Here is a 15,012-nt window from a genome sequence, read left to right as displayed (position 1 = left end):
GCATCGGACCCACCAGCTGCTAAAAATATCTCGATTCCAAGTCTTCAAGGTAATGGGGCTTAACTTGAATATAAGTAAATTCCTTCAACACTGCCATTTCAGATCTGGATAACATACTTAAAAAACGTGCATCAAAAAGATTTTTCCAAAAAAACATGAATAAAATGTTTAGCTAATGTAAAGAATGGGAATCTTATAAAATTAGAAGCCTTATAATTCTTTGGAGGGTGATAAACGTGGCAGTAACTGTAAAAGCAAACACAAGAGAAGATTTCCGACGTTCTGCAACAAATGAACTTCGTAATAATGGTAAAGTACCGGCTGTAGTATATGGCCAAAATCAAGAGCCAATCTCTATATCAGTAGATAGCCTTGAATTACTTAAAACATTACGTGACGAAGGCAGAAACGTTATCATTTCACTAGATGTTGAAGGTAAATCACCTATAGATGTAATGCTACATGAGCATCAAATCGAACCAATTCGTGATGAATTGTATCATGCTGATTTCTTCCGCATTGACATGTCATCTGAGGTTGACGTTCAAGTACCTATTCATGTAGATGGGGAACCTCAAGGTGTTAAAGATGGAGGAATTCTTTCTCAACCATTACATGAACTAGCTGTGCGTGCGAAACCTAATGATATTCCAGATGAAATCAAACTGGATGTTACGAACTTAGAAGTGAACGACAGTCTATTAGTTTCAGACCTAAAAGAAGGTCGTAATTATGAAATAATGGAAGATGAAACAACTACCATTGTTACGGTATTACCACCGCAAACGGAAGAAGTAGTAGAACCAGGTGAAGGTCAAGATGTAGATGCGGAACCTGAAGTATTAAATCAAAAAGATGATGAAAATACAGAAGAAAATTCTGAGGAAGATCAATCTTAAGTTAGCATACAAGAAAGAGGCGTAACCCTTCTGGTTGCGTCTCTTTTTATGGTTTTTATTTTTATATCAGAGCTTCAATAAAGGATTCTATTACGACTAATTGCTGTGTAATCCAGAAAGTTTTCCAAAATAAATGCAGGCTTGTGCTTTTATTTTACTTATAAAATTCGGTACAATAAACTAAGCTAGAGATATGTACGTTGTCTAGAAAAGAGGGATAGCATGAAATGTATCATCGGATTGGGTAATCCGGGACCTAAATATGAGAATACACGACACAATGTTGGATTTATGGTTATAGATGAGTTATTAAGACGACATAATTGGAAATTAGATAAAGAAAAATATAAAGCTCAATATACAGTTGAACATGTAGGATCCGAAAAGGTTCTGCTTATGAAGCCTCTAACATATATGAATTTATCTGGTGAAGCCATACGTCCTTTAATGGAGTATTATAATTTATCCATTGATGACATAGTAATTATTTATGATGATTTAGATTTACCACCAGGGAAGATTCGTTTGCGTAAAAAAGGTGGACATGGAGGACATAATGGCATTCGTTCTACCATCGACCAACTAGGTACAAAGGAATTTCCTCGTTTACGCTTTGGTATTGGTAGACCTGAGGGGCCGATGCCTGTGCCAGATTATGTATTAGGTAGCTTTCAAAAAGAGAATGTTCCTGTGATTAAAGAGAGTATTGAAAGAGCAGCAGATGCTTGTGATTCATGGATGGAACATTCTTTTGCAGAAGTAATGAATGAATTTAATCAATAACATCACTACCTCTTTCGTATAAGCCATTTTGATTTCGGACAAACTATGCATAAAAGACTTATGCAAGGAGGTCCTCACATGGCTATCGTGTACCAATGTCGTCACTGCAAAGAGTATCTAGCAGAGCTGTCTCATGAGTTTGTGGATACGAATCAATTAGGTTTAAAGGAATTGTCAGAGGAAGATCAACTTCAAATGATTCGATATCATGAAAATGGGAATATACAAATTGATACGATATGTGAACATTGTCAGGAAGCACTAGAAAAAAATCCACATTATCATGAACTTGATTTCTTTTTACAATAAAATGAATAGAATGCTTTGGTGAAATACCCAAAGCATTTTTGTACTTTCAAAATGTAACTTCTTAGGTGCATGGAAAGACACTGAGGTTCGTTTGATATAGGCGAATTTCCTGTTTTTCTAATTTGGAGGTTAGGTTAGCAGGGGGGAAGAACTTGCAAGGATTAAAAAATTATTTAGAACGTCAAGACGATATTCAATCAATCATTTCTGGTATATCATCCGGTATGAAGGAACAATTTGCTGCAGGGTTATCGGGATCAGCACGTAGTGTATTAGTCTCTATGCTAGAGGAGTCTACCGAACGCCCGATTTTACTTGTCACTCACCAATTAATGCAGGCTCAGCAGCTATACGAAGATTTGCTCAGCCTATCTGACTCAGAGCATGTTCATCTGTATCCAGTAAATGAACTGATAGCATCTGAGATTGCTGTTGCTAGTCCAGAGCTAAGAAGTGAGCGAATTGAAGCTTTAAATCATTGGGCCCAAAACAAGAAAGGAATCTTGATAGCACCAGTAGCAGCTCTGAAGAGAATATTGCCACCGCCATCCTATTGGAATACATATCAACTCACGTTCACAGTAGGAGAAAGCATCGATCTTGATTCTTACTTGAAAGGACTGGTCGATGTAGGGTATGAGCGTACAGATATGGTTTCGTCTCCAGGTGAGTTTAGCTTAAGGGGCGGAATATTAGATGTGTATCCTCTTACTCAACCACACCCATTACGTATTGAATTATTTGATGATGAAGTGGACTCCATCCGTTATTTTGACTCAGAAAGTCAGCGATCCTTAGAAAAGGTTGATCGGGTAACGGTCGGACCTGCAAGTGAACTGCTTTTAACAGAAGAGGATTTAACTAGAGGGGGGCAACGTTTAGAAGAAGCCTTCTCAACTACGTTGTCAAAGATGAGTACGGATGAGCAAAAAGAAAAGCTCTCTGAAACGATTGAAAAAGATATCGAAAGACTTAAGAACCACGAACGATTTCAAGAAATGTATAAGTATGCCTCTTTATTTTATGAGCAGTCTGCTAGCTTGCTAGATTATATACCGAAAAATGGGCTAGTTATCTTAGATGAGATGAGCCGTATCCAAGAAACAGCCACTCGATTAGATGAAGAAGAAGCGGACTGGTACGGTAGCCTATTGGAGTCAGGTGAAATAGTACAGGATCTATCCATATCCTACAGTTGGACGAATGTATGGCATTCTATTGACCATCCACGATTGTATTTGTCTGTCTTTTTGAGACATATTCCAAATACTCAGCCAGAGAATATTGTGAACTTCTCTTGTCGAGCTATGCAGCAATTTCATGGTCAAATGAATTTACTACAAAATGAAATGCAGCGGTGGGAAAAAGGAGATCACTCTGTTTTAATCGTGGCACCGAATCAGGAGCGTGCAGATAAAATTCAAAACGTTCTTGAGGATTATGATATGGAAGCAGCGATAGCGGAGAAGGAACCTACGTTACCAATTCAAAAGCCTACAATTATCATTGACCAAATAAATTCAGGCTTTGAACTTCCTATGCATCATGTTGCTGTTCTAACAGAAAATGAATTATTTAAGAAACGTACAACACGTCCTAAACGAAAGCAAAAAATCTCCAACGCAGAACGTATAAAGAGTTATCAAGAACTAAAAGTAGGGGACTACATTGTCCATGCCAATCATGGTATTGGTAAGTATATTGGTATTGAGACTCTAGAATTAAATGGTATCCATAAAGATTATTTGCTTGTTAAATATTCAGGTGATGATAAGCTCTACGTTCCGATTGATCAAATAGATTTGGTTCAAAAGTATGTTGGTTCAGAGGGCAAGGAGCCAAAGCTATATAAATTAGGCGGAAGCGAATGGAAGAAGGTCAAAAATAAAGTTCAATCTTCTGTTGAGGATATTGCAGATGATCTCATCCAGCTCTATGCTGAACGTGAAGCATCAAAAGGTCATGCATTTAGTGAAGACACAGAAATGCAGAAGGATTTTGAAGCAGCATTCCCTTATCAAGAAACTGAAGACCAAATCCGTTGTATTGAAGAAATTAAGCATGACATGGAACGAATACGACCGATGGACCGCCTGTTATGTGGTGATGTTGGCTACGGTAAAACAGAAGTAGCGATTCGGGCAGCCTTCAAAGCTATTGCAGACGGTAAACAAGTAGCCATTCTTGTTCCTACTACAATTTTAGCTCAACAGCATTACGAAACGATTCGGGAAAGGTTTCAAGACTTTCCTGTCAACATTGGTCTCTTAAGTCGCTTTCGAACCCGTAAACAGCAAAAGGAGACAATCAAAGGTTTAGAAAACGGAACGATGGATCTTGTGATAGGTACGCACCGTGTATTATCCAAAGATGTTCAAGTGAAAAATCTTGGGCTATTGATTGTAGACGAAGAACAGCGCTTTGGAGTGAAGCACAAAGAAAAGATCAAGCAACTGAAAACGAACGTAGATGTATTAACGCTTACAGCTACGCCAATCCCAAGAACCTTACACATGTCTATGTTAGGGGTTAGGGACCTATCTGTTATTGAGACACCTCCAGAAAACCGCTTTCCAATTCAAACGTATGTCTTGGAATACAATCATGTCTTTATCCGAGAAGCTATTGAACGAGAAATGGCACGAGGCGGCCAGGTCTTCTTCCTTTATAATCGAGTGGAGAATATTGAGCGGGTAGCAGAAGAAATATCAGCACTCGTGGAAGATGCAAGAGTAACCTTTGCCCATGGTCAAATGAGCGAAACAGAACTGGAGAATGTGATGTTTAGTTTCCTTGAAGGTGAATATGATGTGCTGGTATCTACGACGATTATTGAAACAGGAGTAGACATTCCGAATGTGAATACATTAATCGTTAACGATGCCGATCGTATGGGGCTAAGTCAGCTGTATCAAATCAGAGGACGTGTTGGGCGTTCCAACCGTGTGGCTTATGCTTACTTTACGTATCAAAAAGATAAGGTGCTCAGCGAAGTCGCAGAGAAACGTCTTCAAGCCATTAAGGAGTTTACCGAACTAGGGTCAGGATTTAAGATTGCTATGCGAGACCTATCTATACGTGGTGCCGGTAATCTGTTAGGAGCTCAGCAGCACGGATTTATTGACTCCGTCGGGTTCGACATGTACTCGCAGATGCTTAAAGATGCTATTGAAGCTAAACGTCAAGGAAAGAGTTATGAGGAAACGAAACCATTTGAGCCAGAATTAAATCTAAGCATCGATGCGTACATTCCGGATAGCTATATTGATGATGAGAAGCAGAAGATCGATATGTATAAACGTTTCCAAGCCATTACATCCCAAGAAGATATTCACGATATACGTGAAGAATTAATTGATCGATTTGGTGATTTTCCTGAAGAAGTAGATAATCTATTCCAAGTTTCATTGTTAAAGCTATATGCAAAACAAGAACGAATTGAATCTATCTCAGAGAAAAATAAGAAAATAGAACTTCTTATGGAAGCTCAGACGAGCCAACAAATCGATGGAGCAAAACTATTTGAATTGGCGAATCAATACGGAAGAATGATTCAACTTGGAACAGAAGATCAACAACTTAAAGTGACGTTCCAATTTAACCGAAAAGATGTGACAGACCGTTATAAGTCAGTGGAAGAATTTTTGCAATCATTAAAAGAGGCGAAATAAATGATAGTCCTTACCGCCGTGGTAGGGACTATTTTTGCATTAATTAGGATAAAAATTTCCTTTTACCAGTGGTTTTTTTAGTACAAAATGGTTTTTTTATAATAAATTTGTATGTTTGATGAATAGTTCCGACATTGTGAAAAATACTATACACATCGGACGGTGAATCCTGACAACAACAGGATGTATCATTTCAACACCAAGAAGCTTAATCATCAAATGAAAGTGAGGCTCCATAGAATGAAAGCAACTGGTATAGTACGACGTATTGATGATTTGGGACGAGTGGTTATCCCGAAAGAAATTCGCAGGACATTACGAATTCGTGAAGGTGATCCGTTAGAAATTTTTGTGGATCGTGAAGGAGAAGTTATTCTAAAGAAATATTCTCCTATTAGTGAGCTAGGCGATTTTGCAAAGGAATATGCTGATGCTCTATTTGATTCTCTTGGTCATACCGTACTTATATGTGATCGTGATGAATTTATTGCTGTTTCAGGAGGGTCAAAGAAAGACTACCTTAATAAGAATATTGGTAGTAAGATTGAGCAGTCTCTTCAGGACCGCAGCGTAATTACAGAATCGAGTGAGTCCTCGATTGAAGTAGTTGACGGCAATGAAGAAACGGTTTCCTCCTATGTCATCGGACCGATTATCGCAAGTGGCGATCCAATTGGATGTGTTATGATCGTTAGCAAAGAAGGGGAATCTTTAGGAAATGTTGAACAAAAAGCAGTGGAAACCGCTGCAAGTTTCTTAGCAAGACAAATGGAATAATGAAAAAAGACGAGCCCACAAGGCTCTCTTTTTTTGCTGTATAGCGTACTATTATAAAATTCAATGCTTGTGTATAACTGAAAAAGTGAAGTAGCCACGTCCAGCTCCAGCGCCCAGCGACTAGCAAACTTCCTGCTCCTCCTTACGATAAGTCAACATCGAATCGCTAGCGCTATTCGTGTTTCCTTTATCTCATACGGAGCCGTCCAGTTTGTACGTCGCTAAACGGGCGCTTGCGCTTTTGTTCCTTACATAGGGGGGGCGTGCTCTATCATCAACTTAAATGTTTATCATGTCTCCTTTAAAACGGACTGAATATACATGAAGTGTTTTGTATCCGCTTATGTTTATTAATCGTACCTCAAGGCATGTTTCAATGGAATTATATGCTATAATGATGGGCAGTTGGATGCGTTTAGAAAGGATACTTCCATGAAACGAAAAGCGTCGCACCATTTTTTTCAAGGTGCCATATTATTAACAATGGCTGGTCTCATCAGCAAAGTTTTAGCTGCTGGCTATCGAATTCCGCTTCAAAACATAGCTGGTGATGTCGGTTTTTATATCTATCAACAAGTTTATCCAATTATAGGCATGGCATGGATGATTTCCATATATGGATTACCTGTTGCTATTTCTACACTAGTAGCCGAGGAAAAAGGGAAAGGGCATCCCTTATCTGTTCGGTTCTTTTTTATACCCTTATTAGTTATACTGCTTCTCGTAGGTGCGTTATTGTTTGGTTTCCTATATGTAGGTGCTCCATATATTGCGGAAGTTATGGGGGACACTGGGTTAGAAATGCCAATACGCGTCGCATCTATACCATTTTTACTGATTCCTTTAACTTCGTTATTGAGAGGTACGTTCCAAGGGATGAACGACATGACTCCGACAGCTTATTCACAAATGGTTGAACAAGTAGTTCGTGTAACGATTATTATTGTAGCGACAGTCTATTTCGTAGAGCAAGGCTATTCATTGTATCATGTCGGTGCTGGAGCAGCTTTCGGCTCCATAGTAGGTGGAATCATGGCTATTCTCCTACTTAGCATTTATGCTAGGAAGAGATACCCTTCTTTTACAGGGGAAACTATGGAAAAGTTATCCTATAAAAGAGCTATTAAAACGATCGTTATAGTGGGCTTGTTCTTATGTGTTAATTACATGATGCTTCTGTTCATCCAAATGGCAGACGCAATAACGATGGTACCAAATTTATTACAGCATAGTATGGACTTAGGTCGAGCTCAACAATGGAAAGGTATTTTTGATCGAGGATACCCGTTGATTCAATTAGGAACCGTTATTGGCTCATCGTTGTCCCTGGCGCTCGTACCTTCGATAACAAAGCAACGCTTACATAATAAACAAGAGGAAGTTTATAAAGATGCAAGCAGCGCTGTTAAGTTTAGTTTCCTTTTTTCTTCTGCGGCGGCTGTTGGGTTGATTCTCGTTCTTCCTGGAGTGAATCGCTTATTCTTTAATTCCAATGATGGAACGGTTTCGTTGCAAGTTCTAGCACTTGTTATATTCGTTGGTTCCATGGCATTAACCTTCTCATCTCTATTACAAGGACTAGGTAGCATGAAGGCCCCTGCGTTTATGGTTATGTTCGGATTTGTGATAAAGTTATTCTTAAATGAACTATTGATTCCTTTATATGGAATGCTAGGTAGTGCTGTAGCTTCTGTAGGTGCTATAACTATCATCTGTATTGGAAATGGGTTGTTGTTAAAAAAGGCTTTATCTTTATCCATGTCGGTGGTGCTGCCATGGCGTTCGACTTGGATCCCTTTACTAGGAATGACGGGAGTAGTTGTAGGTGTAAAATGGGTATATGCCCTTCTCCTTCCTTTACAAGACCGTTTAGATTACCTAGGCTATACTTTTGTGACTGTTGGTATAGGTGTAGGTGTCTACGGCTTCTTGTTAGTACGTAGAAATGCATTTACAAATGAAGAACTCTTAGAACTACCGCTTGGACAAAAAATGATTCAATTAATAAAAAGGAGGCCGTAACATGACAACAATAAACGTACTCGGCTTAGGTGCTGGAGATATAAACCAGCTACCACTAGGGATCTATCGCAAAATCATTAACCACCGTGGAACGGTATATGCTCGTACATTAGATCATCCTGTAATGGACGAATTGCAAGATGAAGGAGTGGCCTTTCATTCGTTTGATTCGCTGTATGAATCACATGATGAATTTGAAGATGTCTATGCTCATATTGTTCAACAACTGATGGTAAATGCTAAAGAGGGCGAAGAAGTACTATATACTGTGCCTGGTCATCCTATGTTAGCTGAACGGACAATACAGCTTCTCTTGCATCAACAAGAAAAAGGAAATGTTACGGTGAAAATACAAGGGGGAACTAGCTTTCTAGACGATTTATTTACATCGTTACATATAGATCCAATTGAAGGGTTTCAATTTGTCGATGCTACAGACTTTACTAGAAATGCCATTACGTATAAGCAGCATACAATTTTCTGCCAAGTGTATGACGAGATGATTGCCTCTCATCTTAAAGTAGAGCTTATGGAAGACCTCCCACATGACCATCCTGTATATATTGTCGAGGCAGCCGGTAGCACTCAAGAGCACATTCAACAAGTTCCCTTAGTAGAATTAGATCGTGAATTTACACTAAGCAACCTAACAAGCGTCTATCTCGCCCCTGTTAGCGATGATATGCTAAATCATAAATTTTTCCGATTGAGAGATGTCATAGCTACATTAAGAGGACCAGAGGGCTGTCCTTGGGATAAAAAACAAACCCATGAATCCTTGCGACCGTATTTGATAGAAGAAGCTTATGAATTCCTTCAGGCTGTTGAAGATGAAGATGATGAGGGGATGATTGAGGAACTAGGAGATGTACTCCTTCAAATCATGCTTCATAGTCAAATTGGTGAAGATGAAGGATTTTTCTCTGTGGATGACGTAATTCTATCTATAACGGAAAAAATGATCCGACGCCATCCTCACGTATTCGGTGACAAGCAATTAGACACTGCCGAGGAAGTTGTAGGATCTTGGGATGAAATAAAACAGAAGGAAAAAGGGGAAGAACGACCTTCCGCAATCGATGGAGTAGTCACGACATTACCAGGCTTAATGCGTGCGCAAGAATTGCAAAAGAAAGCGAAGAAAGTAGGCTTTGATTGGAATGAACCAGAGCCAATGTGGGAAAAAGTAGAAGAAGAGATTCATGAATTTAAAGAGAGTGTAGAGAAGCTTTCTGCACCTGAACAAGAAGGAGAACTTGGAGACATTTTATTTGCGATTGTAAACCTTGCCCGCTTCTACAAAATCAACCCTGAGTTAGCTGTCCAGCGTACAAATGGTAAATTTGAGAGCCGCTTCAAGGAAATGGAGCAACAAATTGAACAGCAAGACAAAATCATGAATGACATGTCTCTGGATGAATTAGATCAATATTGGGTCCTAGCAAAACAAAAGGAAAGAAGTGATGAGTAACCTATGAGACTAGATAAGTTTCTAAAAATCTCAAGATTAATAAAACGTCGTACATTAGCCAAAGAAGTAGCTTCCCAGGGCCGTATCCACTTAAATGGAAATCCTGCAAAAGCTTCCTCAGAAGTAGGAGTAGGAGATGAACTTTCCATTCGCTTTGGCCAAAAGCAATTAACGATAGAAGTAACGTCTTTACGAGAAAATGTAAAAAAAGACGAAGCAAATTCGCTTTATAAGGTAATTAAGGAACAAGAAGTATAAAACTCCTTTTCAACAAAAGATATGAAAAGCACTCCCTTTTAATAGGAGTGCTTTTTCTGTTTGTATAGCGAAATTAGAAAATTCAATGCTTGTGTATAACTAAAAAAGTGAGTGGCCACGTCCAGCTCCAGCGCCTACCCCCCCTCGGGGTGACCAACGCGCTTGCGCTTTTGTTCTTAGGTAATAGAAAATATTTTATTAAACATAAGAGGAATGATCATGAAGACTTGGATTCGAGATAATTATTAGGTAAGGAGTGGGTCCGATATGTTGTTATCGGAATCGGCAATACACGTAGGACAACTTTTTTTGACGGACATATAATCTCTTATTTACTGTAAAAACCCTCTTTTGGAGGAGCTAACGGACATATGATACCTTATTTGCAAAAAAACACGCTACATTACGCTGATTTAGGCTAAATAGCGTACTGAATGTCCGTTGTGAATGCATAATTGCTTTCAAATCGAAGAATAAGAAACTCTATGTCCGTTAGCATAGCATCATTTTGTGTCCTAAACTATTCCTCGCTTCATGGATACCGCTATTCAGAAAACGTCCCATTCTAACCTGGCCATCTTTATTATTATAAAAACCACGGAAACAGCCCTCTTTTCCAGACTAAATAGAAATTCATCTCGATTCCAAGACTTCAAGATAATAGGGCTAATATGCAATAACCCCTCTATAAACTGAACATTCATAAAGCACAGGATACTTTTATGTTCTATTTCACGTTTTTCCCTCATAGATTGGTATCGATAAAGGGGAGGGTTGTACGATGGAATATTATGAGCAAAAAGATCCTAATGTACGTGGACAGGCTGAGCATCATGTGAAGATGAACAATCGTCGTAATCTTGAAATCACAGGTGTTAAAGAAGTGGACAGCTTTGACGCTGAAGAGTTTTTGCTACAAACTTCAATGGGCTATCTAGTCATTCGTGGACAAAATTTACAAATGAAGAACCTTGATGTAGACCAGGGCATTGTTTCCATTAAAGGTAAAGTATATGAATTATCTTATCTAGATGAGCAACAAGGGGAAAAAGCTAAAGGATTCTTTAGCAAAATGTTTAAATGAGTTTAGATACTCAGTTTATCACTATGTTTATGATGTTAGCGAGCGGGATATATCTCGGGATGGCAATTGATACGTTTCGAAGATTCGAAAGGTATTGGAAAAAGCAAACCATATTTGCTTTTTCCATCGAGATATTTTTTTGGCTATTACAAGGTTTAATTGTTTTTTATTTCCTTTTTGTGGCGAATCAAGGAGAATTAAGGTTGTATATATTTCTACTAATTCTCTGTGGATTCGCAATGTATCAAGCTCTCTTTAAAACGATATATCGTAGAGTACTAGAAAAGCTAATCTCTTATGGTATTTCTTTCATCTGGTTTGTTAAACGCCTATTTATCGTGTTGATTTATACTCCTGTCCGCTGGATGATTATACTTCTCACCAAAATTCTTTTAGGAATTTGGGTAGCGTTTGTTTGGCTTCTTCTTTTAGTGGGAAAAATAATACTACTTCCTCTTAAATTATTAGGTAAGATAATTTGGTGGTTAACCCCGAAAATTGTGAAAAATTATTTACAACAATTAAAAGGGATTTATAGTAAAATAGAGAATATACTGCTAAAATGGTGGAAGAAGTTCCGACAAAAGAGGAGGTAGCTGAATCAGTGGATGTTGATCGTAAGTCAGTAACGAAAATCGATTCTGGATTTGTGAAACAGTACGATGCTCATGTAGAGAGACAACATAAGAAGAAAAAGCGCCTTATTCGTCGGCTCGCTTTATTTACAATCGCGACCCTTCTGTTATTTGGAGGGCTACTAACGTATCATTTAAACCAGCGTGCTGTATATGCAGACAAGCGTGAACAATATGAAGAATTACAACAAAAGATGACTGAGCTTAATCAAAAAGAAGAAGACTTGAACGAGGAAATACAGCTCTTACAAGATGAAGACTATGTTCTTCAGATTGCAAGAACCAATTATTTCTTCTCCAAAGAAGGCGAAATCATATTTCAAATCCCTGATAACAGCCCGTCATATTGACACTCTTTTTGAAGCTTATATATAATATATAGGAAGATACTTTTTGAAATTCTTAAGGAGGAGCATTTTTTTTATGTCAATTGAAGTAGGCAGCAAGTTGCAGGGCAAGGTAACAGGTATCACTAATTTTGGAGCATTCGTGGAACTTCCAGATGGTTCTACAGGTCTTGTTCACATTAGTGAAGTTGCTGATAGTTATGTTAAAGACATTAATGACCACCTAAGCGAAGGTGACCAAGTTGAGGTTAAAGTAATTAATGTTGAGAAGGATGGAAAGATTGGCCTTTCCATCAAGAAGGCACAAGAAAATTACAATAGCAACAAAGGAAACAACAACAATGCCAATCGTCGTCCAAAAGGTGGAGGCGGATCTGGCAAAGGCAAAAACGACCGACGCGAGAAAAGCGAAACGTTTGAGTCTAAGATGAATCGTTTTCTTAAAGATAGTGAAGAGCGTATGGCTTCACTTAGAAAACACACGGAATCAAAACGTGGAGGTCGAGGTGCTAAAAGAGGCTAACTTGCTGTCTATGATGAATCAGTAAATTATAATGTTCGATTTACAATATGAATCTGAAAGGAGTCCGTAGTATGTCTAATACTGCGGACTCTTTTTAATTGTAAAATTCAATGCTTGTATATAACTAAAAATTGAAGTGACCACGTCCAGCTCCAGTAGCTCTTGTACGTCTCTAAACGGGCCGCTCTGAGCTTTTTTTCTTTATATAGCTTCAGTCTATTTTTGTGATTATAGCTCGTTAGGATGAAATTCTTTTGTCCCTTTTCTAAATCATTAGTCTTTTTATTTTGCTTATAATATAATCAAAACTAGACATGTATCTATAGGTTGCGTATGATGTAGAGATTATTAAATATGAGATAGTATTTATTTGGGCAAATAAGGTTCTTTTGGTACGATAAAATACAGAGTAAGTGGCATATGAGTGTGAATAGGAAGGTGAAAGTGTGAAGAAACATGCTGTGAAAGAACAGATTTATTATCAACTGTTAGAGAGGGCAATTGATCATACTAGGATTGGTGTGACGATAACAGACCCAAACCAACCCGATAACCCAATCATTTATGCAAATGAAGGTTTCACTAGTATTTCGGGTTATGATGAAGAAGAAATCATTGGTCGAAACTGTAGGTTTCTTCAAGGGAAAGAAACAGACCCTAAAGCCGTTAATCAATTAAGGTCTGCTATCAAGAATCATCAATCGATAACAATAGAAATCCTGAATTACAAAAAAGATGGCTCTACGTTTTGGAATGAACTACATATCGATCCCATTTATATAGAAGAAGAAGAGCAATATTATTTCGTAGGTATTCAAAAGGATGTGTCCTCTTTAAAAAGCGCGGAGGAGAACCTTACTTCCTATATGAAAGAAATATCAGCCTTATCTACTCCCATTGTTCCAATAGCTGAGGGAATTTCGGTGCTTCCCTTAATCGGTAGCATTGATGGAGAACGGTTACATCTCATCACCAACAACATAACTAGTGAACTGGCTAACCGTAGGCATGAGTTTCTTATTGTAGAACTATCAGGATTACAGCATTATGATGAAGATGTCATTCGAGGTATTTATCGTCTAAATGATATTTTGCAATTACTAGGTACCGAACTTGTTATTGCAGGTATTTCGCCTGATTTTGCTTTGAAATCCACCAATCTAGATATAGATCTTTCAACATTAAAAACCTTTGCAACAGTAAAAGAAGCTATTAAATTACATCAAGTATGATAAGTAATGGTTTGTAGTGATCTGATTTATAAAAAGGCTCCCCCTCTTTAAGTTAAGGAAAACTGGAAGAGGAGGAGTCTTTTTTATGTATGGAAAGTATAAGCTTCTGGCGCATACTTGTCTGCTCCAGCGCCTAGCGCCTAGCAAAACCTTCTTACGATAAGTCAACATTGGATCGCTGTCGCTCTCCATGTTTCCTTTCGGCCTACACCACGTAGGTTGGTTCGATGTTGCTGCAGGACGCAGCGGTCTTAATCGAACCTCTACCTGTTCTCGAACTTCCCCATAAAAAGGACAGTTTGTACGTCGCTAGCAGTGTGCCCTGAGCTTTTGTTCGTAACGCAGGTTTTGATGGTATCCAACCTAGTTTTAACATAAAAAAAACCGCACATTAAATGTGCGGTAGGACAAGAATCGGACGATGACCCGTACGGGATTCGAACCCGTGTTACTGCCGTGAAAGGGCAGTGTCTTAACCACTTGACCAACGGGCCGTTTATGTAGGTGTAATAAATAAAATGGTAGCGGCGGAGGGACTCGAACCCACGACCTCACGGGTATGAACCGTACGCTCTAGCCAGCTGAGCTACGCCGCCATTTGTCATAAAAACAAATCATTAATATGAAGTGAATGGTTTGTTTTTTCCTTTGCGATGTGAATTGTTATCTCAAAGTCACAAGGAATATATTACACTACTAAAAAAATGGTGTCAATGAATTAAAGCAGATTTTTTATTTTATAGGAAATTATTAAATACAATGCTTGTGAATACCTGAAAAAGTAATGTAGCCACGTCCAATTCCAGCGCCTAACGACTGTCCGCCCCCGAGCTTTTGTTTTCTTTTTTTTATATTCTCTTTTTTCTTCGTGAAGAATCTATGATTGGTTTGGATTTACGACAGCATGTATGAAGCAACTTCTTCTAATAGTACTCTTTTGTGGCGAATCTTCCTTTTGCAAGCAGAATGAAGTCGAATGTTTTTGGGAAGTGCTTCTGTTG

At 38.4% G+C, this 15,012-nt stretch carries 13 protein-coding genes and 2 tRNA genes; 13 read left to right on the top strand and 2 right to left on the bottom strand.

All coding sequences use genetic code 11. From position 1 onward, the window contains the following. The first annotated feature begins 236 nt into the window (after nucleotides 1–236). The 13 genes from N782_RS14890 (at nucleotide 237) to ytvA (ending at nucleotide 14,011) form a co-directional block, all read left to right on the top strand. Nucleotides 237–899, top strand: coding sequence for a 50S ribosomal protein L25/general stress protein Ctc (locus N782_RS14890; RefSeq protein ID WP_036821800.1), 663 nt, complete (start codon nucleotides 237–239; stop codon nucleotides 897–899). A gap of 222 nt (nucleotides 900–1,121) precedes the next feature. Next, nucleotides 1,122–1,682 (top strand): aminoacyl-tRNA hydrolase, encoded by a 561-nt coding sequence (gene pth, locus N782_RS14885; protein WP_036821798.1) that lies wholly within the window; start codon nucleotides 1,122–1,124, stop codon nucleotides 1,680–1,682. 78 nt (nucleotides 1,683–1,760) lie between these two features. Next, nucleotides 1,761–1,991, top strand: coding sequence for an anti-sigma-F factor Fin (locus N782_RS14880; protein WP_036821795.1), 231 nt, complete (start codon nucleotides 1,761–1,763; stop codon nucleotides 1,989–1,991). A 152-nt stretch (nucleotides 1,992–2,143) separates the two neighbouring features. Continuing rightward, nucleotides 2,144–5,662 carry a transcription-repair coupling factor gene (gene mfd, locus N782_RS14875; RefSeq protein WP_036821792.1) on the top strand — a complete coding sequence of 1,173 codons (3,519 nt, stop codon included), beginning with the start codon at nucleotides 2,144–2,146 and terminating at the stop codon, nucleotides 5,660–5,662. Between the two features lie 240 nt (nucleotides 5,663–5,902). Next, nucleotides 5,903–6,439 (top strand): stage V sporulation protein T, encoded by a 537-nt coding sequence (spoVT, locus tag N782_RS14870; protein WP_036821789.1) that lies wholly within the window; start codon nucleotides 5,903–5,905, stop codon nucleotides 6,437–6,439. 432 nt (nucleotides 6,440–6,871) lie between these two features. Further along, nucleotides 6,872–8,461 (top strand): putative polysaccharide biosynthesis protein, encoded by a 1,590-nt coding sequence (locus N782_RS14865; protein ID WP_036821786.1) that lies wholly within the window; start codon nucleotides 6,872–6,874, stop codon nucleotides 8,459–8,461. 1 nt (nucleotide 8,462) lies between these two features. Next, a complete protein-coding gene (gene yabN / locus N782_RS14860; RefSeq protein ID WP_036821783.1) occupies nucleotides 8,463–9,932 on the top strand; it encodes a bifunctional methyltransferase/pyrophosphohydrolase YabN in 1,470 nt (489 codons plus the stop codon). A gap of 3 nt (nucleotides 9,933–9,935) precedes the next feature. Further along, nucleotides 9,936–10,190 (top strand): RNA-binding S4 domain-containing protein, encoded by a 255-nt coding sequence (locus N782_RS14855; protein WP_036821781.1) that lies wholly within the window; start codon nucleotides 9,936–9,938, stop codon nucleotides 10,188–10,190. Between the two features lie 841 nt (nucleotides 10,191–11,031). Beyond that, nucleotides 11,032–11,274 (top strand): sporulation protein YabP, encoded by a 243-nt coding sequence (gene yabP, locus N782_RS14850; protein ID WP_237582672.1) that lies wholly within the window; start codon nucleotides 11,032–11,034, stop codon nucleotides 11,272–11,274. Beyond that, the gene (gene yabQ / locus N782_RS22210; RefSeq protein ID WP_036821777.1) at nucleotides 11,271–11,870 is read left to right on the top strand and encodes a spore cortex biosynthesis protein YabQ; all 600 of its coding nucleotides are present in this window, start codon (nucleotides 11,271–11,273) and stop codon (nucleotides 11,868–11,870) included. The genes yabP and yabQ overlap by 4 nt, the downstream gene beginning before the upstream one ends. Further along, nucleotides 11,837–12,259, top strand: coding sequence for an FtsB family cell division protein (locus N782_RS14840; protein WP_052111367.1), 423 nt, complete (start codon nucleotides 11,837–11,839; stop codon nucleotides 12,257–12,259). The genes yabQ and N782_RS14840 overlap by 34 nt, the downstream gene beginning before the upstream one ends. A gap of 73 nt (nucleotides 12,260–12,332) precedes the next feature. Further along, nucleotides 12,333–12,779, top strand: coding sequence for a S1 domain-containing RNA-binding protein (locus tag N782_RS14835; protein ID WP_036821771.1), 447 nt, complete (start codon nucleotides 12,333–12,335; stop codon nucleotides 12,777–12,779). A gap of 446 nt (nucleotides 12,780–13,225) precedes the next feature. Further along, a complete protein-coding gene (gene ytvA, locus N782_RS14830) occupies nucleotides 13,226–14,011 on the top strand; it encodes a YtvA family blue-light photoreceptor (protein ID WP_237582670.1) in 786 nt (261 codons plus the stop codon). A 422-nt stretch (nucleotides 14,012–14,433) separates the two neighbouring features. Here the strand turns inward: ytvA and N782_RS14825 are convergent. Beyond that, a tRNA-Glu gene (locus N782_RS14825) sits at nucleotides 14,434–14,505 on the bottom strand. Between the two features lie 25 nt (nucleotides 14,506–14,530). Next, nucleotides 14,531–14,607: transfer RNA gene (locus tag N782_RS14820), tRNA-Met, on the bottom strand. Nucleotides 14,608–15,012: the final 405 nt, after the last annotated feature.

Source organism: Pontibacillus yanchengensis Y32 (assembly GCF_000770635.1).
Classification (GTDB): Bacteria; Bacillota; Bacilli; order Bacillales; family BH030062; genus Pontibacillus; species Pontibacillus yanchengensis.
The sequence above is the reverse complement of the archived record's forward strand: the minus strand, read 5'-3'. Positions and strand labels throughout refer to the sequence as shown.

Excerpts from the sequence above, each read along its gene's own strand:
- pth (WP_036821798.1), top strand. The coding sequence starts at position 1,122 with ATGAAATGTATCATCGGATTGGGTAATCCGGGACCTAAATATGAGAAT.
- N782_RS14880 (WP_036821795.1), top strand. The coding sequence starts at position 1,761 with ATGGCTATCGTGTACCAATGTCGTCACTGCAAAGAGTATCTAGCAGAG.
- spoVT (WP_036821789.1), top strand. The coding sequence starts at position 5,903 with ATGAAAGCAACTGGTATAGTACGACGTATTGATGATTTGGGACGAGTG.
- N782_RS14865 (WP_036821786.1), top strand. The coding sequence starts at position 6,872 with ATGAAACGAAAAGCGTCGCACCATTTTTTTCAAGGTGCCATATTATTA.
- yabN (WP_036821783.1), top strand. The coding sequence starts at position 8,463 with ATGACAACAATAAACGTACTCGGCTTAGGTGCTGGAGATATAAACCAG.
- N782_RS14855 (WP_036821781.1), top strand. The coding sequence starts at position 9,936 with ATGAGACTAGATAAGTTTCTAAAAATCTCAAGATTAATAAAACGTCGT.
- yabP (WP_237582672.1), top strand. The coding sequence starts at position 11,032 with ATGAACAATCGTCGTAATCTTGAAATCACAGGTGTTAAAGAAGTGGAC.
- yabQ (WP_036821777.1), top strand. The coding sequence starts at position 11,271 with ATGAGTTTAGATACTCAGTTTATCACTATGTTTATGATGTTAGCGAGC.
- N782_RS14840 (WP_052111367.1), top strand. The coding sequence starts at position 11,837 with ATGGTGGAAGAAGTTCCGACAAAAGAGGAGGTAGCTGAATCAGTGGAT.
- N782_RS14835 (WP_036821771.1), top strand. The coding sequence starts at position 12,333 with ATGTCAATTGAAGTAGGCAGCAAGTTGCAGGGCAAGGTAACAGGTATC.